Annotated in this window: 18 protein-coding genes; 4 read left to right on the top strand and 14 right to left on the bottom strand. The window is 71.7% G+C overall.

Annotation, left to right across the window (positions count from 1 at the left end; all coding sequences use genetic code 11):
- From ETD86_RS06585 to ETD86_RS06570, 4 genes are all read right to left on the bottom strand, one after another.
- Complete coding sequence (locus tag ETD86_RS06585) at window positions 1-852, bottom strand: carbohydrate ABC transporter permease (RefSeq protein ID WP_138665199.1); 852 nt, start codon at window positions 850-852, stop codon at window positions 1-3.
- Window positions 849-1694, bottom strand: a complete 846-nt coding sequence (locus tag ETD86_RS06580; RefSeq protein WP_138665198.1) for a carbohydrate ABC transporter permease — start codon at window positions 1692-1694, stop codon at window positions 849-851. The genes ETD86_RS06585 and ETD86_RS06580 overlap by 4 nt, the downstream gene beginning before the upstream one ends.
- A gap of 89 nt (window positions 1695-1783) precedes the next feature.
- Complete coding sequence (locus tag ETD86_RS06575) at window positions 1784-3151, bottom strand: ABC transporter substrate-binding protein (protein WP_138665197.1); 1368 nt, start codon at window positions 3149-3151, stop codon at window positions 1784-1786.
- A gap of 98 nt (window positions 3152-3249) precedes the next feature.
- On the bottom strand, window positions 3250-4221 hold the full coding sequence (locus ETD86_RS06570; RefSeq protein WP_211369864.1) for a LacI family DNA-binding transcriptional regulator: 972 nt from the start codon (window positions 4219-4221) through the stop codon (window positions 3250-3252).
- A gap of 170 nt (window positions 4222-4391) precedes the next feature.
- On the opposite strand from ETD86_RS06570, the gene ETD86_RS06565 reads away from it, so the two are divergent.
- Window positions 4392-5528, top strand: coding sequence for a mandelate racemase/muconate lactonizing enzyme family protein (locus tag ETD86_RS06565; RefSeq protein ID WP_138665195.1), 1137 nt, complete (start codon window positions 4392-4394; stop codon window positions 5526-5528).
- A gap of 108 nt (window positions 5529-5636) precedes the next feature.
- Here the strand turns inward: ETD86_RS06565 and ETD86_RS54875 are convergent, their stop codons facing one another.
- Window positions 5637-5924, bottom strand: coding sequence for a carbohydrate-binding protein (locus ETD86_RS54875; protein WP_170222912.1), 288 nt, complete (start codon window positions 5922-5924; stop codon window positions 5637-5639).
- Here ETD86_RS54875 and ETD86_RS06560 point away from each other — a divergent pair.
- On the top strand, window positions 5910-6863 hold the full coding sequence (locus ETD86_RS06560; protein ID WP_170222911.1) for a serine hydrolase domain-containing protein: 954 nt from the start codon (window positions 5910-5912) through the stop codon (window positions 6861-6863). The two genes, ETD86_RS54875 and ETD86_RS06560, sit on opposite strands and share 15 nt — an antisense overlap.
- On the opposite strand, the gene menC is transcribed toward ETD86_RS06560, so the two are convergent.
- The 7 genes from menC to ETD86_RS06525 form a co-directional block, all read right to left on the bottom strand.
- On the bottom strand, window positions 6853-7953 hold the full coding sequence (gene menC, locus ETD86_RS06555; protein WP_211369863.1) for an o-succinylbenzoate synthase: 1101 nt from the start codon (window positions 7951-7953) through the stop codon (window positions 6853-6855). The genes ETD86_RS06560 and menC overlap by 11 nt on opposite strands.
- Window positions 7954-8065: 112 nt before the next feature.
- Entirely contained in the window at window positions 8066-9067 is a 1002-nt protein-coding gene (locus ETD86_RS06550; RefSeq protein ID WP_138665193.1) for a M24 family metallopeptidase, read from the bottom strand.
- On the bottom strand, window positions 9064-10005 hold the full coding sequence (locus tag ETD86_RS06545; RefSeq protein ID WP_138665192.1) for an ABC transporter ATP-binding protein: 942 nt from the start codon (window positions 10003-10005) through the stop codon (window positions 9064-9066). Before ETD86_RS06545 ends, ETD86_RS06550 begins: the two co-directional genes overlap by 4 nt.
- Complete coding sequence (locus tag ETD86_RS06540) at window positions 10002-10775, bottom strand: ABC transporter ATP-binding protein (RefSeq protein ID WP_170222910.1); 774 nt, start codon at window positions 10773-10775, stop codon at window positions 10002-10004. Before ETD86_RS06540 ends, ETD86_RS06545 begins: the two co-directional genes overlap by 4 nt.
- On the bottom strand, window positions 10775-11632 hold the full coding sequence (locus ETD86_RS06535; RefSeq protein WP_138665190.1) for an ABC transporter permease: 858 nt from the start codon (window positions 11630-11632) through the stop codon (window positions 10775-10777). Before ETD86_RS06535 ends, ETD86_RS06540 begins: the two co-directional genes overlap by 1 nt.
- Entirely contained in the window at window positions 11629-12717 is a 1089-nt protein-coding gene (locus ETD86_RS06530; RefSeq protein ID WP_246147702.1) for an ABC transporter permease, read from the bottom strand. The genes ETD86_RS06535 and ETD86_RS06530 overlap by 4 nt, the downstream gene beginning before the upstream one ends.
- A gap of 13 nt (window positions 12718-12730) precedes the next feature.
- Window positions 12731-14308: an ABC transporter substrate-binding protein gene (locus tag ETD86_RS06525; RefSeq protein ID WP_138665189.1), complete on the bottom strand. Its 1578-nt coding sequence runs from the start codon at window positions 14306-14308 to the stop codon at window positions 12731-12733.
- Between the two features lie 109 nt (window positions 14309-14417).
- Between ETD86_RS06525 and ETD86_RS06520 the strand changes: the two genes are divergently transcribed.
- On the top strand, window positions 14418-15065 hold the full coding sequence (locus ETD86_RS06520) for an Lrp/AsnC family transcriptional regulator (protein WP_342779230.1): 648 nt from the start codon (window positions 14418-14420) through the stop codon (window positions 15063-15065).
- Window positions 15066-15148: 83 nt separating this feature from the next.
- Window positions 15149-16105 (top strand): TIGR01777 family oxidoreductase, encoded by a 957-nt coding sequence (locus ETD86_RS06515; RefSeq protein WP_138665187.1) that lies wholly within the window; start codon window positions 15149-15151, stop codon window positions 16103-16105.
- A gap of 58 nt (window positions 16106-16163) precedes the next feature.
- Here the strand turns inward: ETD86_RS06515 and ETD86_RS06510 are convergent, their stop codons facing one another.
- Window positions 16164-16502 (bottom strand): avidin-fold protein, encoded by a 339-nt coding sequence (locus ETD86_RS06510; RefSeq protein WP_246147698.1) that lies wholly within the window; start codon window positions 16500-16502, stop codon window positions 16164-16166.
- 94 nt (window positions 16503-16596) lie between these two features.
- The coding region (locus tag ETD86_RS59005) for a helix-turn-helix transcriptional regulator (RefSeq protein WP_211369862.1) at window positions 16597-19581 on the bottom strand (2985 nt) is incomplete at its 5' end.

Here is a 19581-nt window from a genome sequence, read left to right as displayed (position 1 = left end):
TTAGCCTTTGACGCCGGTGAAACCGAGCCCGGCGACGACGTACTTCTGGAAGACCAGGAACAGCAGGACCGGCGGGGCCAGCGCCAGCGCCATGCTGGCGATCAGGACGTCCTGCGGCGCCTGGTCGGCCAGCGTGGCCAGGGCCACGCTGATGGGCTGCTTGTCCGGATCGGTGATGGCCACGAGCGGCCAGATGAAGTCCTTCCAGCTGTGCATGATCGCGATCAGGCTGATGACGGCCAGGATCGGGCGGCTCATCGGCAGCACGATCCTGGTCAGGAGCTGCCAGGAGTTGGCGCCGTCCACCCTGGCGGCGGCGAAGAGCTCCGGCGGCAGCGCGTCGAAGAAGCGCTTGGCCAGCAGGACGTTGAAGGCGCTGGCTCCCGCGGGCAGCCAGATCGACCAGTAGGAGTCGACGAGTCCCAGGTCGATGATGGTCAGGAAGAGGCTGGTCATCGAGACCGTGTAGGGGACGAACATCGTGGCCAGGATCGCGCCGTAGATCAGCTTGCCGAGCGCGGGTTTCAGGACCGACAGGGAGTAGCCGGCGGTGATCGCGACGATGATCTGGACGGCCCAGGAGCCGCCGACGACCTGGACCGTGTTGAGCAGGTAGTGGCCGATGCCCAGGTCGTTCCAGGCCGTGCCGAAGTTCTCCGGCCGGGGGTCGCCGGGCCAGAGCTCGAGGGGTTTGGCGATCAGGTCGGTGGCCGGGGAGACCGCGCCCTTGACGGTCATGTAGAGCGGGCCGATGCCGATCAGCAGGAGCACGGCCAAAGTAAGCCACTGGATCGTGCGCACGGCCGCCCTGACCGCCGGCCGGCGCTCCTCGACGTGGGAGATCAGGCTCATGCGGAGCCCCAGGTGCGGGTGGCCCGCAGGTAGATCGCGGACATCAGGCCGAGGAAGATCGCCAGGAGGAAGGCGAGCGCGGCGGCCTGGCCGTAGGCGCCGTCACGGAAGGCGTACCTGAAGATCAGCAGGAGGATCGTGAGGGTGCTGTTCTCAGGCCCGCCGTCGGTGAACACGTAGGGCTCGGTGAACACCTGGGTGGTGCTGACCAACTGGAGGAGGAGCAGCAGGCCGATGGTGGGACGGAGCTGGGGCAGAGTGATGTGCCACAGCCTGCGCGCGATCGACGCGCCGTCCATCTGCGCCGCCTCGTAGAGCTCGGCGGGGATGGTGACCATGGCGGCGAGGTAGATGAGGACCGTGCTGCCCATCCAGGCCCAGGTCGACTGGATGACCAGGCTGAGCATCGCGGTCCTGGGCGACTCCAGCCAGGGGAGGGGACCTGCGCCGATCAGGCCCAGCAGCTCGTTGAACAGGCCGTGCCCCGGGTCGTAGAACCACTTCCACAGCAGGATCGCCACCACCGGCGGGATCACCACCGGCAGGTAGACCAGGAACCGGTAGACCCCTGCGCCCTTCCGCACCGTCGACATGACGGTGGCCAGGATCAGCGGGGCGGGAAAGCCGATGAGCAGTCCGAGCCCGACGAACAGCAGGGTGTTCGCGATCGCCGTGTACAGCAGCGGATCCCGGACGAGCGCGGTGAAGTTGTCGAGCCCCACCCACGTCGCCGGGTCGACCAGGTTCGTCTCCTGGAAGGAGATCAGCAACCCCCGGATCATCGGCCAGTAGGAGAACACCCCGAAGGCGACGAAGGCCGGCACGAGGAAGAGGAACGCCATGACGGGCGTCCCCCGCCTTCTCCCGGGCCCGTGGCGGCCCGGGGCGGCGGTCACCGCCGGCTCGCGGCGAGCGAGGTGTGGGGCGACGGTCACTGCCGGCTCGCGGCGAGCTTGGCGTTCACGTCGGCTTCGGCCTTGCCGAGGAGGGTGTTGACGTCGGCGTCCCGGTCCGTCAGCACGGCCTGCACCACGCTGTCGAGCACGGCGTAGACGGCCTGTGCCCGCACGGGGGGTTCGGCGCGGAGCTGGAGCTTGGGGGTGCCCTCGATCCAGGGCTGGAAGTGCTCGAGCTTGACGTTCACGTAGGGCTTGACGGCTTCGTCGATCTGGGCCTGCCGGACCTCGTTGAACATCGGCAGCGTCGGCACGCCCACGGCGGCGTTCGGGTCGGCCGCCAGCGCTTTGGCCCGTTCGGCGGCGGCGCCGGTGTCGTACTGCGGCTGGGCGTAGGCGAACAGCAGCCACTTCACGGCCGCGGCCGTCTTCTCGGCGGAGGCCGACTTGGGCACCATGTAGACGTCACCGCCGGTCAGCGTGGCGTTCCCGCCCGCCTGGGGGAGCGGCCCGATGCCGAACGCGTCGATGTTCGGCATGCCGTAGGTCATCTTGGCCAGCCGGTAGGTGCCGGGCGTGCCCAGATACATCCCGATCTCGCCGGCGGCGAACCGCTTGATCACATCGTTCTGGTCGTTGAGCTGGTTGTCTCCCATGGAGTCGTCGGTCCAGCGCATCTCCTTGAGCAGGGTGAGCGCCTGCCGGGTCGGCTCGGCGTTGAAGGCCGCCACCCAGGTGTCGCCGGACTGCTTCTCCATCTCGCCGCCGAAGGCGTAGGTCAGCTTCGTGAGCTGCCAGCCGCCCTGGTTGTTCTTGGACTCGTGCACGAACCCGGCCTTGCCGGTCTTCTCGGCGATCCGCTTGGCGTGGGCCCGGACCTCCTCCCAGGTCGCCGGAGGCTTGCCAGGGTCGAGGCCGGCCTTCTCGAACAGCTCACGGTTGTAGACGAGCCCCATCGCGAAGGGAGACTGGGGCACGCCGTACACCTCGCCCCCGGAGTCGCTCAGCGGCCGCAGCACCTGCGGGTTGAACTCCTTGTAGTGCGGCCACTTGGCCAGCTCCGCGGTCAGCGGCTTGACCTGCTTGCGGGCGATGAGTCCCTGGGGCTCGGTGAGCGGCACCTTGATCACGTCTTCGACCTTGCCGCCGGCCAGCTTGGCGGAGAACGTCAGCGGGTCGTAGGCGGCCGAGGAGCCTTCGACGGCGATGCCGGGGTTCTGCTTCTCGAAGTCGGCGACCATCTTCTCGAACGCGGCCAGGCCTGGCTTGTCGGTCGCCGGGGGCATGCCCTGGACTCTGAGGGTGACGGTGCCGGACTCTTGCCCGGAACCGGCGGACGATCCGCACGCGGCGACGGCGGTGGCCAGGATGGCCACGCCGAGGGAGGCGGTGATCTTCTTCATCTGAACTCCCGCGTTCAGGTCATAGCAGGAAAAATGGTGCTAATGACGGCATGACGGATGGCGGTACGGCGTGCCGTACCGGGGGGCCGGACCTTCGGTCAGCGGCCGGCGGGACCGGTCGAGGATCTGGGGATGAGCCGGGAGCCGATCTCCACGACGCGGCCGCCGGCTCGCCCGCCGATGGTGTCGAGCAGGAGGTCGGCGGCGTGGGTGGCGAGCTCTTGGGCCGAGATGCGGATGGTGGTCAGCGACGGGGTGGAGGTCTCGGCGAGCAGCGTGTCGTCTATGCCGATCACACTGACGTCGCGCGGCACGTCGACGCCGAGCTTGGCGAGCTGGTGCAGCACGCCGAGCGCGACCAGGTCGTTGTGGGCGAGCACCGCGGTGGCGTCGGAGGAGGTGACCAAGGTGGCGGCGTGCACGCCGGTCTCGAAGCGCGGCTCGTAGGGACCGAACTCGACGAGGGACAGGTCGTGCGCCTCGAACGCCTCTCTTATCGACTTGCCACGGCTGAGCTCGGGCCGTGACCCGTTGACGAAGACGCACCTGGTGTGGCCGTACGCCTTGAGGTGCTCCGCCGCCTGGGAGATGCCGGCGGTCAGGGAGATCTGGATCTCGGGGATGCCGGGCACGTGCCGGTTCACGAGCACCACCGGCATGGTCTCCGCCAGCTCGGCGAGTCTGTCCTCCGAGAGGGTGGAGGCCCACAGGATCATGCCGTCGACCCGCTTGGAGACCGCGGTGATGGTCTCCAGCTCGTCGGACTCCCGCTCGTCGGTGTCGGCGGCCAGCACGGTGTAGCCGAGCCTGCGGGCACGGGCCTGCATCGCCTTGAAGATCGGTGGGAAGAACGGGTTGGTGATGTCCGGGATGATCAGTCCGAGCGACTCGGTCTTCCCGCCCCGCAGCGAGCGGGCCGCCGGATTGGGCGTGTAGCCCAGCTTCGCGGCCGCGTCCCTGATGCGCTGCAGGGTCTGCGGCTGCACCTGATCAGGGGCGGTGAACGCGCGGGAGACGGTCGAGACCGACACCCCGGCCGCCTGCGCCACCTGCCGGATCGTCACTGCCACGCTGCCCTCCTGGTCGTCGATAGGGAGGATGGTTGCAAACGTTCCCGGAAGCGTCAAGGGCATTTCTTCGCAGTCACCAGAGTGTTAAATCGGCATCTGGCCATCCTCGCCGAGACCGTGCATGATTGAGTTCCTGAGAATCCCGGTAACGTTCTCATTGGAGTTCATCTGTGAAGATCACTGGTTGGGAAGTGCTCACCCTGCCCGAGCACGGCGACAGCATGATGCTGGTCGTCGTCGACACCGACGAGGGGGTGCACGGCATCGGCGAGGTGGGCATCCGCTCGCGGCAGAAGGCGGTCTCAGGGGCGATCGAGCACCTTGGGGAGCTGCTGCTGGGCGAGGATCCCGCCAGGATCGAGCACCTCTGGCAGGTGATGTTCCGCCGGGGCTTCTTCCCCGCCGATCGCATCCTGTCGTCCGCGATCGCCGCCATCGATGTGGCGCTATGGGACATTCGTGGAAAGACGCTGGGAGTGCCGGTCTACGACCTGTTCGGGGGGCGGGTGCGTGATCACGTCCCCGCCTATGCGCATCTGGGGGACGACTACTACGACCTCGACGCGTTCCTGGACCGGGCCCGGTCGCTGGTCGCGGACGGCTGGCGGCACCTGCGCTTCGCCGTGCCCCATGACCGGGACGGCACTCTGGACCAGCGAGCGTCGATGCGGTGGGGCATCGAGCTGTTCCACGCCGTACGGCAGGCCGTGGGCGATGAGGTGGAGCTGATCCTCGACGTGCACACGCGGCTCGACCTGCCCGAGGCCGTGACGTTGTGCCGCGAGATCGAGCCGGCCAAGCCGTACTTCGTGGAGGACCCGTTGCGGTGCGAAAGCCTGGAGGTGTACCGGTCGTTGAGATCCCGCACGGCGGTGCCGCTGGCGGCGGGCGAGCAGTTCGGGTCGAAATGGGAGTTCCAGCGGCTCATCGAGCAGGATCTCATCGACTACGCCAGGGTGGACGTCGCGGTGGCCGCCGGGCTCACCGAGGCCAGGAAGATCGCCGCCCTGTGCGAGACGCACTACGTCAAACTGGCCACCCACAACCCGCTCGGCCCGGTGACGGCGGCCTCGTCGCTCCAGCTGAACCTGGCCTCGCCGTACATCGGAGTGCAGGAACACCAAGCCCCGCCCGAGCTGCCGGACGTGTTCACCGCGCGGCCCGAGGTTCGGGGAGGTCGCTTCGACGTCCCCGACCTCCCCGGCCTCGGCGTCGACATCGACCGGGTCGAAGCCCGGAAATATCAGGCCGTCGCCGCTGAACGCCCCCACCTGCGTGCCCGCGACGGCGCCTTCACCAATTGGTGAGCAGGCCGTGTGCGCTCTTCGGCGGGCTACAGGTGCCGGCCGCCCGGGAACGCCCTGAGCAGAGTCCGGGCCGCGCCCGCCGCCGGTGGGCGGCGGGCGCGGCGAGGGTCAGCTCCGCGACCTGTTGTCGACCTTGAGGACGAGCCGGGCGAGCTCGAGCCGGTCGACGTCCGGCCCGTACGCCGTGGCGTTGCCGAGGACGAGCGGGCCGTTCGCGGTGGTCAGGGTGAGCGGGGTGGCCTGGGGCCAGAAGGTGTCCCAGGCGTAGTTGTGCCGGAACACGCCGCGGGTGGTCGCCCCGCCGGTCTCGGTGATGTCGAGGAACCGGCTGATCACGTCGGTGTTGTAGGCGTGCCCGGTGTTGCGGTCGGCGTTGGCGTAGTGCACCACCAGCACGTACTCGCCCGGCTCACCAAGACGGTCACGATCCGGCACCTGCTCTCCCACACCAGCGGCATCGACGGCGACCTCTTCCTCGACACCGGACGCGGCGACGACTGCGTGGCGAAGTATGTCGAGGCCTGCGCCGGCCTGACCCAGAACCATCCACTCGGCGCCACCCAGTCGTACTGCAACTCCGGGTTCGTGATCGCCGGCCGCGTCCTGGAGCGGCTGACCGGCAAACGATGGGACGACGTGCTCAGGGACGGCATCGCCGAGCCGCTCGGCCTGACCCACACGTGGACGCTGCCCGAGGACGTGCTGCGTTTCCGGGCCGCCATGGGCCACCGGGAGGGCGGCGAGCCCGCCCCGCAGTGGGGGCTCATGCGGGCCACGGGCCCGGCCGGGCTGATCTGCGCCCGCCCCGCCGACGTGGAAGCAGTGGGGGATCGGCTGGATCCGCGACGAGTGGGACGGCCACCGCGTCCTGTCCCACGGCGGCAACACCATCGGCCAGCACGCCATGCTCTGGGCCGTCCCCGACACCGGCACCGTCGTCTGCGCGACCGCGAACGGCGGACAGGCGAACGCCTTCGCCCGCGCCCTGGCCAGGGAGCTGTTCGCCGAGCTCGACGGCCTGACCGTGCCCCCTCCGCTCAGCCCGCCGACGTGGACGCCGGGCGCTACGCGGGCGTCTACGAGCGGGCCGGCGTCCGGCTCACGGTGTCGATCCGCGACGGGGAGCCCTGGCTGCGGTACGAGGCCACGGGCCCCGTCGCCGCCCTTCTCCAGCAGGAACCCCAGGAGAGCCGGCTGGTTTCCGTCGACGACGTCACGTTCCTGTGCAGGATGGGCGGCTCGCCCGACTGGACGGCCGCCGTGTTCTACGAGCTGCCCGACGGCTCCCCGTACGTCCACCTGGGCGCCCGGGCGACGCCGAAGCTCAGAGACTGATCCACTCCGTGGCCGTGGTCACCTCGTCGAGCACGTCCGGGAGCGGCTCGACGCCGATCCCGGGCCTGGCCGGCACGTCCAGGTGCCCGTCCGCCAGCTCGAACGGCTCCGTGATGTCGGTCGCGTAGTAGCGCCGCGACGCCGACGTGTCGCCCGGCAACGTGAACCCCGGCAGTGCCGCCAGCGCCACGTTCGCGGCCCGGCCGAGGCCGGTCTCCAGCATGCCGCCGCACCACACGGCGATCCCGTTCGCCCGGCACAGGTCGTGGATGCGCCGCGCCTCCAGGTAGCCGCCGATACGGCCCGGCTTGATGTTGACGATCGAGCAGGAGCCGAGCGCGATCGCGGCGGCGGCGTGCTCGGCCGACTCGATCGACTCGTCCAGGCAGATGGGCGTCTTGAGGAGCTGCGCCAGCTTCGCGTGCTGGACCAGGTCGTCGTTGGCCAGCGGCTGCTCGATCAGCAGCAGGTCGAACGCGTCCAGCTTGGCCAGGCGCGGGGCGTCGACCAGGGTGTAGGCGGCGTTGGCGTCCACCTGGAGCAGCACGTCGTCGCCGAACCGCTCGCGCACGGCCCGGACCGGCTCGACGTCCCAGCCGGGCTCGATCTTCAGCTTGATCCGGACGTACCCCTCGTCCAGGTAGCCTGCGACGGCGTCGAGCAGCTGCGGGATCGAGTCCATGATGCCGACCGACACCCCGCACGGCACCCGGCTGCGGGCCGCGCCGAGGAAGCGGGCGAACGACTCACCCGCCGCGCGCAGCTGCGCGTCCAGGATGGCCGTCTCCAGCGCCGCCTTGGCCATGCGGTGGCCTTTGATCGGCTCCAGCGCGCGGCCGACGTCGTGCACGTCCAGGTTCTTGGGCAGGGCGGGCAGCAGGAAGCGGCGGATCACCTCGGCGGCGCCGTCGACGTACTCGGAGGAGTAGAGCGGCTCCGACATGGCCACGCATTCGGCCCACCCCTCGGCGTCCGGCGTCACGACCTTCACCAGCAGGACGTCGCGGGCGGTCTCGGTGCCGAATGAGGTGCGGAACGGCGCCACCAGCGGCATCGCGATCCGCCGCAGCTCAACTCCACTGATCTTCACATGCTCTCCACAACTTGTAGGTCGTGCCCACGCCTAGGCCGTTCCCGGGTCCGCACCGCGCAACCCCGGTCAACAGCGACGTTATGCCATGGCCGGGGCCGCCGTGTCCTCGCTAGCGCTCCAGCACGTGCAGGGCGGGCGGTCCCGACGTCAGTACCACAGGGCCGGTGTCCGTGCAGGCCACCACGTCCGCGACCCGCGCCCCGAACAGCTCGGGCACGTAGATCGCCGGCTCCAGGCAGAACGTCATGCCGGGCGCGAGCGGCGTGCCCTCGCTCAGCCGCGGTCCCTCGTCCGGGCCCAGGCCGACGCCCCGGCCGGTGCGCGCGGCGGCGAAGCGGCCGTACCCGCTGCCGTCGATCACCTCGCCCACCGCCCGCGCGACGTCCGCGGCCGGGGCGGGCGGCCGGGCCGCCGCGAGGGCCGCGCCGTGGGCGGCGAGCACCACCGAGTACATGGCCTCGAAGTCCTCGGGCGGCTCCGCCACCGCGAAGACCCGCGCCACCTCCGCGCAGTAGCCGTCCCACCGCCCGCACAACGACACCAGCAGCGCGTCCCCGGGGTTGATCACACGTGCGCCGGGCAGGTGCGCGGGCCGAGCCGTGTGCTCGCCGGCCGCCACCCGCAGCGACAGCACCTCCTCGCAGCCGGACTCCAGCGCCAGCATCCGCAGCGTGGCCGCCATCGCCCGCTCGGTCGCGCCGAACCAGGCCAGCTCCCGCGCCTGCCGCAGCACCTCCTCGGCCCGCAGGGCCGCCCGCCCGATGGCGGCGATCTCGTGCGGCTCCTTACGCAGCCGCAGCGGGGCCAGCACGGCGGACGCGGGCACCAGTTCGGCCTCGATCGCCAGCCCGAACAGCTCCCGCACCCGCATCTCCGCGTCCACCCCGACCCGCCGCGCCCCCTCCGGCACCAGCACCGCCGGGTCGGCGGTCGCGGCGATCGTGTCCCGCGTCACCACGAGAAAGGCGGCACCGTCGGGCGTGCCGCGAGACTCCTCGCCGCCGAGGAAGCGGAAGTCCGGCGACGGCCGCAACACCAGGGCGTCGAGTCCTTCCTCGTCCATCGCCGCCCGCACGGCCCGCAGCCGCGCCTCGGCCCGCCCCGGCGTCACTTCGGTTCGTGCAGCCAGCAGGCCACCGGCCCGAAGTCCGGCTCCTTCACCCGGCACACGTCCATCACGAACGGGCACCGGGGGTGGAACCTGCACCCCTCTGGCGGATTCGCCGGATCCGGCACGTCCCCGGGCAACTCCGCCGGCAGCACGCCCATGCCGTCCGGCCGGGGAATGGCCTTCAGCAGCGCCTGCGTGTACGGATGCCGCGGCTCGGCCCACACCTCCTCCGTGCGCCCCACCTCGACGATCTTGCCCAGGTACATGACGGCGATCCGGTCCGCGATCACCCGCACCACGGACAGGTCGTGGCTGATGAACAGCAGCCCCGCCCCCGAGTCCACGGCCAGGTCCCGCATGAGCCTGGCCACCTGCGACTGCGCCGAGGCGTCCAGCGCCGAGATCGGCTCGTCGCCGATCAGCAGCCGCGGCCGGGCGGCCAGGGCCCTGGCGATCGCGACCCGCTGCCGCTGCCCGCCGGAGAACTCGTGCGGGTGCCGCCCCGCGAAGTCACGCGGCAACCCCACCCGCTCCAGCAGGTCGGCGGGCGTGGTGCTGGTGTCGCGCGCCGTCCGCAGCCCGTCGGCGATCTGGTCGCCCGCCCGCCGCCGCGGGTTCAGCGACGTGTACGGATCCTGGAACACCATCTGGATGCCGGTCAGCTTCCTGCGCCGCAGGCCCAGCGGCGTGACCGGCCGCCCCTCGAACGTGATCGAGCCCTCGGTGATCGGGTTCAGCCCGCAGACCGCGCGGGCCAGCGTCGACTTGCCGCACCCGGACTCCCCGACCAGCCCGACGACCTCGCCGGGAGCGACCTCCAAGCTGGCCCCGGCCACGGCCCGCACGGCCGGACGTCCGGGGGAGCGGTGCTCGACGACCAGGTCGTCGATGCTCAGCAGCGTCACGTGGTCCCTTGTTCGCTCGCCGCGCTCGCTCATCGGGCCTCCGCCTCGGGCAGGGATTCCAGCAGCGAACGGGTGTAGGCGTGCGCGGGCTCGCGCAGCACCCGGCCCCGCGGCCCCGACTCGACGACCAGACCGTCCTTCATCACGCTCACCTCGTCCGCGACCGCCGACATCACCCCCAGGTCGTGGGTGACCAGCAGCACCGCCAGCCCCAGCTCGTCGCAGAGCCCGCGCAGCAGCCGCAGCACGCCCGCCTGCACGGTCACGTCCAGCGCGGTCGTCGGCTCGTCGGCGATCAGCACCTTGGGCGAGCAGGCCAGCGCGATGGCGATCGCGATCCGCTGCCGCATCCCACCAGAGAACTGGTGCGGGAAACGCCGGTACGCCTCCTCCGCCCCGGGGATGCGGACCTTCGTCAGCAGCTCCACCGCCTGTGCCCTGGCCTCGGCCTTGCCCAGTCCCAGGTGGTGCCGCATGTGCTCGGTCAGCTGCTTCCCGATCGTCAGCATCGGGTGCAGGCTGGTGGCCGGGTCCTGGAAGACCATGGCGACCTCGCCGCCGCGGACCCGGTTCAGCTCCTTGGGCGGCAGCGTGAGCAGGTCCCGCTCGCCGAGCCGGATCGTGCCCGAGGTGCGCGCGCCGTGCGGCAGCAGCCCCAGGACGGCCAGCCCGGTCATGGTCTTGCCCGACCCGCTCTCGCCGGCGAGACCGTGCACCCGTCCGGGCTCCAGCCGCAGGTCGACGCCGCGCAGGATCTCCTTGCCGCCGATCGTCACCGTCAGACCGGCGATGTCCAGCGCCATCACAGCGCACGCTCCTTGATCGCGCGGGCGGTACGGGGGTCGAGCGCGTCCCGCAGCGTGTCGCCGAGGAAGTTGAACGCCAGCACCACCGTCAGGATCGCCAGCCCCGGGAACGTCGCCACCCACCAGCTGTCGAACACCTCCACCCCCGAGGCCACCATCGCCCCCCACTCGGGAGACGGCGGCTTGGCCCCCAGGCCCAGGAACGACAGCCCGGACAACAACAGCAGGGCCGTGCCGATGTCCAGCGTCGCCAGCACCAGCACGGGGCCTGTCACGTTCGGCAGCACGTCCACCCGCAACGACCGCCAGACCGAGAAGCCCAGCAGCCGCCCGCTCAGCACGAACTCCCGCTCCCGCACCCCCAGCACCAGCCCCCGCGTGACGCGCGCGTAGGCGGGCCAGGCCACGACCAGGACGGCCAGCACCGCGTTCGCCAGGCTCGCGCCCAGCGCCGCGGCGACCACCATGGCCAGGATCACGGTCGGGAACGCGAACACCAGGTCCGCCACCCGCATGATCGTCTCGTCCACCCACCTGCCGAAGTAGCCGGCGCACGCGCCGAGCAGGCCGCCGATCAGCACCGAGAGCGCCACCAGCAGCAACGTCAGCGGGATCGACACCCGCGCCCCGTACATGACGCGGCTCAGGATGTCGCGCCCGAGCTGGTCGGTGCCGAACCAGTGCCCAGGCCCGGGCGCGGCCAGCCGCGGCAGGTCCTGCGCGAGCGGGTCGTGCGGCGCCAGTACCGGCGCGGCCAGCGCGATCACCAGCCAGGCCACCGCCAGCACGCCGCCGGCGACGGCCAGCGGCTGCCGCCACGCCTCCGGGAGCCGGCTCGACAAGGGGCGTCTCATTGGAGCCTCACTCGGGGGTCGATCACGCCGTACAGGACGTCCACGATCAGGTTGATGACCAGGTAGACGACGCCCACGACCAGGCCGACGCCCATGATGGCGGGCAGGTCGAGGGTGGTGGCGCTCTTGTAGGCGTACTGGCCGACGCCCGGCCAGGCGAAGATGGCCTCGACCAGCACCGTCCCCGACAGGAGGCTGCCGAAGGCCAGGCCCGCCACCGTGATGATCGGGACCAGCGCCGAGCGCAGCACGTACCGGAAGAGGATCACTCTGCCGGGCAGGCCCTTGGCGCGGGCGGCGCGGACGTAGTCCTGGCCGAGCACCTCCAGCACCGCCGACCGGGTGAAGCGGGTGAGCAGCCCGATCGTGTAGAGCGCCAGGACGAGCGCGGGGGTGATCAGGTGGCCGACGGCGGAGGTGAAGATGTCCCACCGGCCCGCCAGCAGCGCGTCCACCGTCTGCAGCCCGGTCACGGCGGGCGCCGAGCCGAGCGCCGCGTCCACCCGGCCGCTGCCCGGGGTGAGCTGCAGCCGGTAGAAGAACACGTAGAACGCGATCAGCGCCAGCCAGAACGTCGGCACGGAGATGCCGACCAGGCTCAGCAGCCGCAGCGCGTGGTCGGGCAGCCGGTCCCTGCGCAGGGCGGCGATCACGCCGAACGCCACGCCCAGCACCAGCGACACCAGGATCGCCGCCCCGGCCAGCTCCAGCGTCGCCGGCACGAACTCGGCCAGGTCCTGGCTCACCGGGCGGTGGCTCTGCTGACTGGTGCCCAGGTCGCCCTGGAGCAGCCCTTGGAGGTGGAGGAGGTACTGCTGCCAGAGCGGCTTGTCCAGGCCGTGCTCCGCCCGCCACTGGGCCACGATCGCCGGGTCGCCCAGCGCCCGCTGGCCCAGGTTGGCGGCCACCGGGTCGCCGGGGACGAGGTTCGTCAGGACGAACGTGACGAGCGTGATGCCCCAGGCCATGAGGACGGCGAGCAGGATGCGGCGGACGAGGAACCGCGCCAGCGGATGCGCCTGCCGCCGCCCCGGCCTCAGCCCCTCGGGCCGCGTCGCCTTGACGGCGTCCGGGGTGTCGGACACGTGCGGGAACCCCTTACTTCACGCCGAGGTCGGCGACGTCGACCGTCCACACCGGGTGATACTCCAGCCCGGTCACCGACCCCGCCGTCACGATGTTCTGGCTCGGCTGGATCAGCGGGATGAACGGTCCGGAGGCGTTGAGCTTGGTCTGCACGTCGGCGTAGGCGGTCTTGCGGGCGTCGTCGCCGATCGTGGTGGCGGCCTTGTCGCCCGCGGCCTCGATCTCCTTGGCGGCTCCCGCCTTCCAGCCGGCCCGCAGCCCGACCAGCTTCCCGGGGAGGAAGGCCAGGTAGTCGCTGGGGTCGGGGTAGTCCGGACCCCAGTACCAGAGGCCCATCTCCTCCTTGCCGTTGCGGTAGTTGTCCAGCGCCGTGGTGACCGGCGCCGGCTGCAGGTCCACCGTGATGCCGACCTCCTTGAGGTTGGCCTGGATCCGCTCGGCCAGCGGCTGGAACGACAGCCCGTTCACGGTCAGCTCGCTCGGGTACTCCAGCTTCACGGTCGGGTTCGACAGCCCGCTGGCGGCCAGAGCCGCCTTGGCGCCCTCGACGTCCCGCTGGGCGGCCTGGTCGGGCGGCAGCGCGCCGAGGATCTGCGACGGGATGACGCCGGGCGCCTGGGTCGAGCCCTCGCCGGCCAGCTCCAGCAGCCCCGCGTAGTCCACGCCCTTGCGCACCGCCTCGACGAACTTGGCGTTCGGCGTGGTCTTGCTGATCGCGGAGTCCTGGTTGGCCAGCAGGAAGATGACGTTCGCCGAGGCGGTCTTCTTGACCTGCAGCGTCGCGGGCATGCCGGCGACCTGGTCGCCGGACAGGTTCAGCGCCACCTGGCTGTCGCCGCGCTGCACGTTCAGCTTCTGGGTGGCGGCCTCGACGTTACGCAGCACGACCTTGTCGTAGGCCGGCTTGGCGCCGTAGTACTTCGGGTTCGCCTTGAGCGTGACCTGGCTGCTGACGTTGAACGACTCGATCGTGTACGGTCCGGACCCCGCGGAGGCGGAGTTCAGCCACTGCTCGGCCTTGTCCTGCTCGTTCGTGGTCGCGCCGTGCTGCTGGGCGAGCTTGCTGTTGATGATGCCGAGCGCCGGGTTCGGCAGGATGTACGGCAGCGCCGGGTTCGCCGCCTTCGACGTCAGCGTGACCGTCGTGTCGTCGGTCTTGGCCACCTCGACGCCGTCCAGCAGGAACGACGGAGTGCCCTTCATGTCCCGCACGCGGGTCAGCGAGAACACCACGTCGTCCGCGGTCACCGGCGCGCCGTCGGCGAACGTCGCGCCCTGCTTGAGCTTCAGCGTCAGCGTCTTGCCGTCCTCGCTCAGCTCGTACGACTCGGCCAGGGCCGGCACCGGCTTGGTGACGTCGGCGCCGTCGAAGGTGAGCAGCGTCTCGTAGACGGCCTTGCCGACGATCAGGCCCGTGGGCTCGTACGTGCGGCCAGGGTCGGCCGTCTTGAGGTCGAAGGACGTGTCGATGACGAGGGTCTTGCCGCCGGAGGCCGCGGGCGACTGAGCGGTTCCGCCGCCGCTTCCGCAGGCGGCGAGGGTGAGCGCAGCGGCGAGCAGCAGAGCCGCCGTCTGCGAGCGGGTCGCCATGGGGGTCCTCCAAGGATTTGGACGTTCGGCAGAAGGATGTCGAGGATTGTGCGGCAGAACGTCCAGGCACCGTGCGGTCGGCTAGACGTATATAAAGGTCAGTGAGGTAATGATGAGTGAAATTTCCAGAAATGGCGTCAGCAGCACCGGTCAACCTGGACGGATCGGCATCGGTCTCGAGCTGGACGACATCCACATGAAGATCCTCGAGGTCCTGCGCGAGAACGGCCGGATCTCGGTCGCCGCGCTCGCCGAACGGGTGGGCATCTCCCGGGCGAACGCCTACACCCGCTTCGAGGCGCTGCGCGCGGATGGCGCGATCAAGGGCTTCACCGCCGAGATCGACCACGTGCGGGCCGGGCTCGGCATCACCGCGTTGATCTTCGTGACCGTGCGCCAGCAGATGTGGAAGCAGTTCCGGGCCGAGCTCGCGAGGATGCCGGAGGTGGAGTACTGCGCGATCACCACCGGGCAGCACGACGCGATGATCCAGGTGCGGGTGGCGGACGTGGCGGCGGTGCACTCCATGGTCACCGACCGGCTGGCCAACATCCCGGCGGTCAAGGCCACCGAGACGGTCTTCATCCTGGACGAGGTGCTCAAGCGGCCGTACGTGCTGCCGAGCGACGGCCGGCAGGCCGGCCAGGCCCGCCGGAGCTCGCGCCCGGCCCAGGAGGCGCAGGGCGACGTGCCGCTCGGCAAGATGCGCTTCGTCGGCGCGGCCGAGGGCCGGGCCGCGCTCAAGAAGGACGACTGAGCGGGAACGGCTTGAGCAACCCTCCTTTGAACGTGTTCAACGCGCTGCGTTAGGCTCGTCCCGCCTACCTTGGGGGGAGCCTGATGAAGATCGTGATACCCGGGGGCACGGGGCAGGTTGGCACGATCCTCGATCGCGCGCTGACCGCCGCAGGCCATGACGTCGTGGTCCTGACCAGACGGCCGGTGCGCGATCGTGAAGTCCGCTGGGACGGCGCGACGCTGGGTCCATGGGCGGCGGAGATCGACGGCAGCGACATCGTGATCAACCTGGCCGGACGCAGCGTCAACTGCCGCTACACCGCGGCCAACCTGCGGGCCATGATGGACTCGCGGGTGCACTCCACCCAGGTCGTGGGTGCGGCGATCGCAGCCGCCGCGCGGCCTCCCCGGGTCTGGTTGCAGATGAGCACCGCCACGGTCTACTCCCACCGCTTCGACGCGCCCAACGACGAGGCGACCGGCGTGCTCGGCGGCGCCGAGCCCGGCGTGCCGGGCTACTGGGCCTACAGCGTCGAGATCGCACAAGCGTGGGAGCGGGCGCAGGAGCGAGCCGAGACCCCGAACACGCGCAAGGTCGCCCTGCGCGCTGCCATGGTGATGAGTCCCGATCGCGGCGGCGTCCTCGACGCCTTGCTGCGGATGGCGCGGCTCGGCCTCGGCGGCCCGATCGCGGGCGGCGCGCAGTACGTGTCCTGGATCCACGACCGCGATTTCGTCCGCGCCGTCGAGTTCCTGGCCGGCCGGGACGACCTCGCCGGGCCGGTGAACCTCGCCGCCCCCGGTCCTTTACCGCAGCGCACGTTCATGCGCGTGCTGCGTGCCGCGTGGGGTGTTCCGGTGGGCCTGCCCGCAACGAAGTGGATGGCCGAGCTCGGCGCGTTCGTGCTGCGCTCGGACACCGAACTCCTGTTGAAGAGCCGCCGGGTCGTCCCCCGCCGCCTGCTCGAAGCGGGCTTCACCTTCGACCACGCTCAGTGGCCGGAGGCCGCCGAGGACCTCGTGCGGCGGGTGCGCGGCGGGCCTAGGGTCACCAGATGATCCCACGGCTCCCGCCCGCCGGCAAAGGCGTCGCCGTTCCGCCTTCACGACGGAGCCGTCAATCCGGGATCTCAGCGCACACGCTGACGTGCGGTGTGTCGTCGCCGTCGAACGTGAACTCCTCCACCAGGCGCAGCAGCCCGTCGTCTCCCGCCTCGACGCGGCTGCTGCTCTTGCCGCCCGCGGTCCCGCCGGCCTTCAGCGCGTGCGCGTAGGCGATCGACACCTGGTCGCCGTCGCGGGTGCCGACGAAACGCCCGTGGGTCACGGTGTCACCCGCGTAGCTGCCCCACACCACCCCGTCGGCCTCCCAGTACAGGAACTCCGTGGGAGTGTCCGGGTCCACCACGCTCGCCGTCGAGCTCACCATCACGAATTTGCGGCCGTTGAGATTCACGGCCCCCATGGTGCATGGATTCCCCCACCCATCACCGCACGGCTGGACGAATGGTCAGAACAGCAGGTCACGGCCGCCAATCCGTCCAAACCCGTCAGTTCATGATCTTGGTGGTCAGCGCCACCCGCGAGCTCACCCCGAGCTTGGCATAGGCGTTGCCCAGGTGGTACTCGATGGTCTTCACGCTCAGCACCAGCTCCCTCGCCACCTGCCGGTTCGTCATCCCGGTCGCCACCAGCCGCGCCACCGCCAGCTCCTGCGGCGTCAGCCGCAGCAGCAGCGGCGAGCTCCCCGGCTCCTCGTGACGGGGCTCCGCCTGGGCGGCGGCTTCGACGCGGACCCAGCCGAGCCCGCTCAGCTCCCGCTCGCACCGCTCCGCGTACGGCGCCGCGCCCAGCCGCGTGAACAGCTCCAGCGCCCGCTCCAGCTGCCGCTGGGCCTGCCTGCGCCGCCCCACCCTGCGCAGGAATCGCCCGTACGCCAGCCGCAGCCGCGCCTCGTCGAACGGTAGCCCCGCCACCGCCGCGTGCTCGAGACCGGCGGAGAACGCGGCGTCGGCCAGGTCGGCCTCGTGGCGCGCGGCGTGCAGGCCGCCCCTGCAGCGCGCCGCGGCGGCCAGCGCCGAACGCCGGCCGCGCCGCCCGGCCAGCGCCTCCGCGTCCGCGAGATGGGCTTCGGCCCGGTCCGGCTCGCCCAGCGCCACCAGGGCGTCGACGAGCAGGTCGAGCCACTGGACGATGCCCGGCTCGTACACGATGTCGTGCGTCTTCACCGCCAGCAGCGGCTCCACCGCCTCGACCGTGCCGGCGTGATCGCCCCTGGCGGCGGCCAGGTGCGCGGCGGCGCTGCACGACTGCGCGAGCGCCGCCACCGAGACCCTCCCCGCCAGGGCCGCCGCCACGTGCGCCTCGGCCGCCGCCCAGTCGCCCCGCGCCGCCGGCACCAGCGCCGCCAGCCCATGGCAGATGGGCGACAACCACCGCTGGTCGGCGTCGTCGGCCACCGACGCGGCCGTCTCGGTGTGCAGGCACGCGTCGTCCCAGCGGCCGGCCCGGTACTCCGCCTGCCCCAGCATGGCCATGGCCAGCATGCGGAACGGCACCGAGCGCGCCCCGCAGGCCGCCACCGTGCCCGACAGGTCGGACAGGCCACCCACCAGGTCGTCGCTGCAGGTACGCAGCAGGCCGCGGCCGAGCAGCGCGTCCAGCTCGGCGATCGACGCCGACGCCGGCGGCGGCAGATCCCTGGCCGACTCCAGCGCGGCGTCGATGTCGCCGGAGATGCCCAGCCCCGTGAGGTACGTGTAGCGGTTGTAGTCGATGCTGAAGCGGTAGCCGGGCGAGCTCCTGGCCCGCTCCGCCCACCGGGCCGCCTGGCCGCCCTCCGCCTTGACCAGGCAGAGCATGGCCAGCTGCTGCGCCGCCCGCGCCGCCAGACCGGACTCCGCAGGCCCAGCGCACTCCCAGGCGGTGGTCAGGTGGGCGCGGGCCGCATCGACGTCGCCGCGCACCATGGCCAGGTGGCCCAGCGCGTAGCCGCGTACCGCCGGGTGCGCCTGCTCGGGCAGGTTCGCGGCCAGCGCGGTGGCCTCCTCGACCCGCCCGTCCAGCAACAACGCCTCCACGGCCTCGGCGGCGAGCAGCGCCCCACTCGGCGGCGCTCCTGACGGCGGCGCTCCTGACGGCGGCGCTTCTGATGGCGGCGCTTCTGATGGCGGCGTCCCTGATGGCGGCGCTCCTGCCGGCCGGGCTTCGCCCGGGGGGCTGAGCGGGATGCCCTCGCTCCGCCGCGGATCCATCTCAGCCGGGTCGCCCGACAGCTCCGCGGCCGCCTTCAGGTGCTCGGCCGCGCTGCCGAACGCGCCGAGCCGTACCTGCGCCCGTCCCAGCTCCGCCAGCTCGGCGGCCAGCGCCGGGCTGGGGCCCGCCACCGCCTCGACGCGGTGGCGCAGCCGCGCCTGCTCGCCGTCGGCGACCACCGCCGCCCGGGCATGCAGCGCCGAGCGCTGCGCCGGCCCCAGGTCGCGGTAGACGGCGGCCCTGATCAGCGGATGCGCGAACGCCGCCACGGGACCGCGCGCCGAGGACCGTTCCAGCAGGACGCCCTCGCGTACGGCCTCCTCCAGAGCCTGCAGCGGCTCGTCGATCCCGGCCACCCGCGCGGCCAGGTGCAGCGGGCACGACTGGCCCAGCGCGCTCATCGCGCGCACCAGCTCACGCACCGGCGGCGCGCACCTGGCCACCCTGGCCAGCACCAGCATCGTGTACGAGCGCGGCGCCGGCAGCGGCTGGGTCACGTCGTCGAGCGCCTCGACCGGCACCTCCTCCAGCAGCGCGCGCAGGTGCAGCGGCACGCCCTCGGTGTGCGCGACCAGCCGTGCCACCGCCCCCGGCGACACCGTGCCGCCTCCCGTGCGGCCGCCGGGACCGCCGCCTCCCGTGCGGCCGCCGGAACCGCCGCCTCCCGTGCGGCCGCCGGGACGGCCGACCAGCCCGTCGACCATGGCCGCCACCTCGCGCGCGCCCAGCCCGGTCAGCCGCAGCCGGCGCGTCGAGTCGGCCGCGATGAGCCGCAGCAGCCCCTCGGGCCCCGGCAGCAGGGCGGCCTCGCGCAGGACGAGCACCGCCAGCACCCGGTCCACGCGGAGCCTGCGCAGGCAGAACGTCAGCGCGCGCAACGTCGGCGCGTCCGCCCAGTGCACGTCGTCCGCGATCAGGCAGAGCGGCGGCTCGCTCTGCTGCCGCTCGCTCACCACGTCCAGCAGCGCCGCCCCGGCCGCGAGCGGATCGGCCTGGTCGAGCGCGGCGAGCCGCGCCGGGAGGGCGTCGCCGAACAACCTGATCAGCGTGCCGTACGGGATCAGCGCCTCGCCTTCGTCGCCGTCGGCGTACAGGACGCGGGCTGCGCCGCAGGTCGCCAGGAAGCGGTGGATCAGCGTCGTCTTCCCGATCCCCGCCGGCCCCTCGACCACCACCAGCCGGGGCAGACCGGCGCAGGCGCGCGCGAACTCCTCGCCGAGGCATCGCAGCTCGTCGTCCCGCCCCACGAACGTCGCACCACGCTGTGCCATACCGCCCTC

The sequence above is a fragment of the Nonomuraea turkmeniaca genome, assembly GCF_005889735.1.
Lineage (GTDB): Bacteria > Actinomycetota > Actinomycetes > Streptosporangiales > Streptosporangiaceae > Nonomuraea > Nonomuraea turkmeniaca.
The sequence above is the reverse complement of the archived record's forward strand: the minus strand, read 5'-3'. Positions and strand labels throughout refer to the sequence as shown.

Bases quoted from the DNA above. Each gene is read 5' to 3' on its own strand.
- ETD86_RS06585 (WP_138665199.1), bottom strand. From the start codon at position 852: ATGAGCCTGATCTCCCACGTCGAGGAGCGCCGGCCGGCGGTCAGGGCG.
- ETD86_RS06580 (WP_138665198.1), bottom strand. From the start codon at position 1,694: ATGGCGTTCCTCTTCCTCGTGCCGGCCTTCGTCGCCTTCGGGGTGTTC.
- ETD86_RS06545 (WP_138665192.1), bottom strand. From the start codon at position 10,005: ATGAGCGAGCGCGGCGAGCGAACAAGGGACCACGTGACGCTGCTGAGC.
- ETD86_RS06525 (WP_138665189.1), bottom strand. From the start codon at position 14,308: ATGGCGACCCGCTCGCAGACGGCGGCTCTGCTGCTCGCCGCTGCGCTC.
- ETD86_RS06540 (WP_170222910.1), bottom strand. From the start codon at position 10,775: ATGGCGCTGGACATCGCCGGTCTGACGGTGACGATCGGCGGCAAGGAG.
- ETD86_RS06515 (WP_138665187.1), top strand. From the start codon at position 15,149: ATGAAGATCGTGATACCCGGGGGCACGGGGCAGGTTGGCACGATCCTC.
- ETD86_RS06575 (WP_138665197.1), bottom strand. From the start codon at position 3,151: ATGAAGAAGATCACCGCCTCCCTCGGCGTGGCCATCCTGGCCACCGCC.
- ETD86_RS06520 (WP_342779230.1), top strand. From the start codon at position 14,418: ATGATGAGTGAAATTTCCAGAAATGGCGTCAGCAGCACCGGTCAACCT.
- ETD86_RS06535 (WP_138665190.1), bottom strand. From the start codon at position 11,632: ATGAGACGCCCCTTGTCGAGCCGGCTCCCGGAGGCGTGGCGGCAGCCG.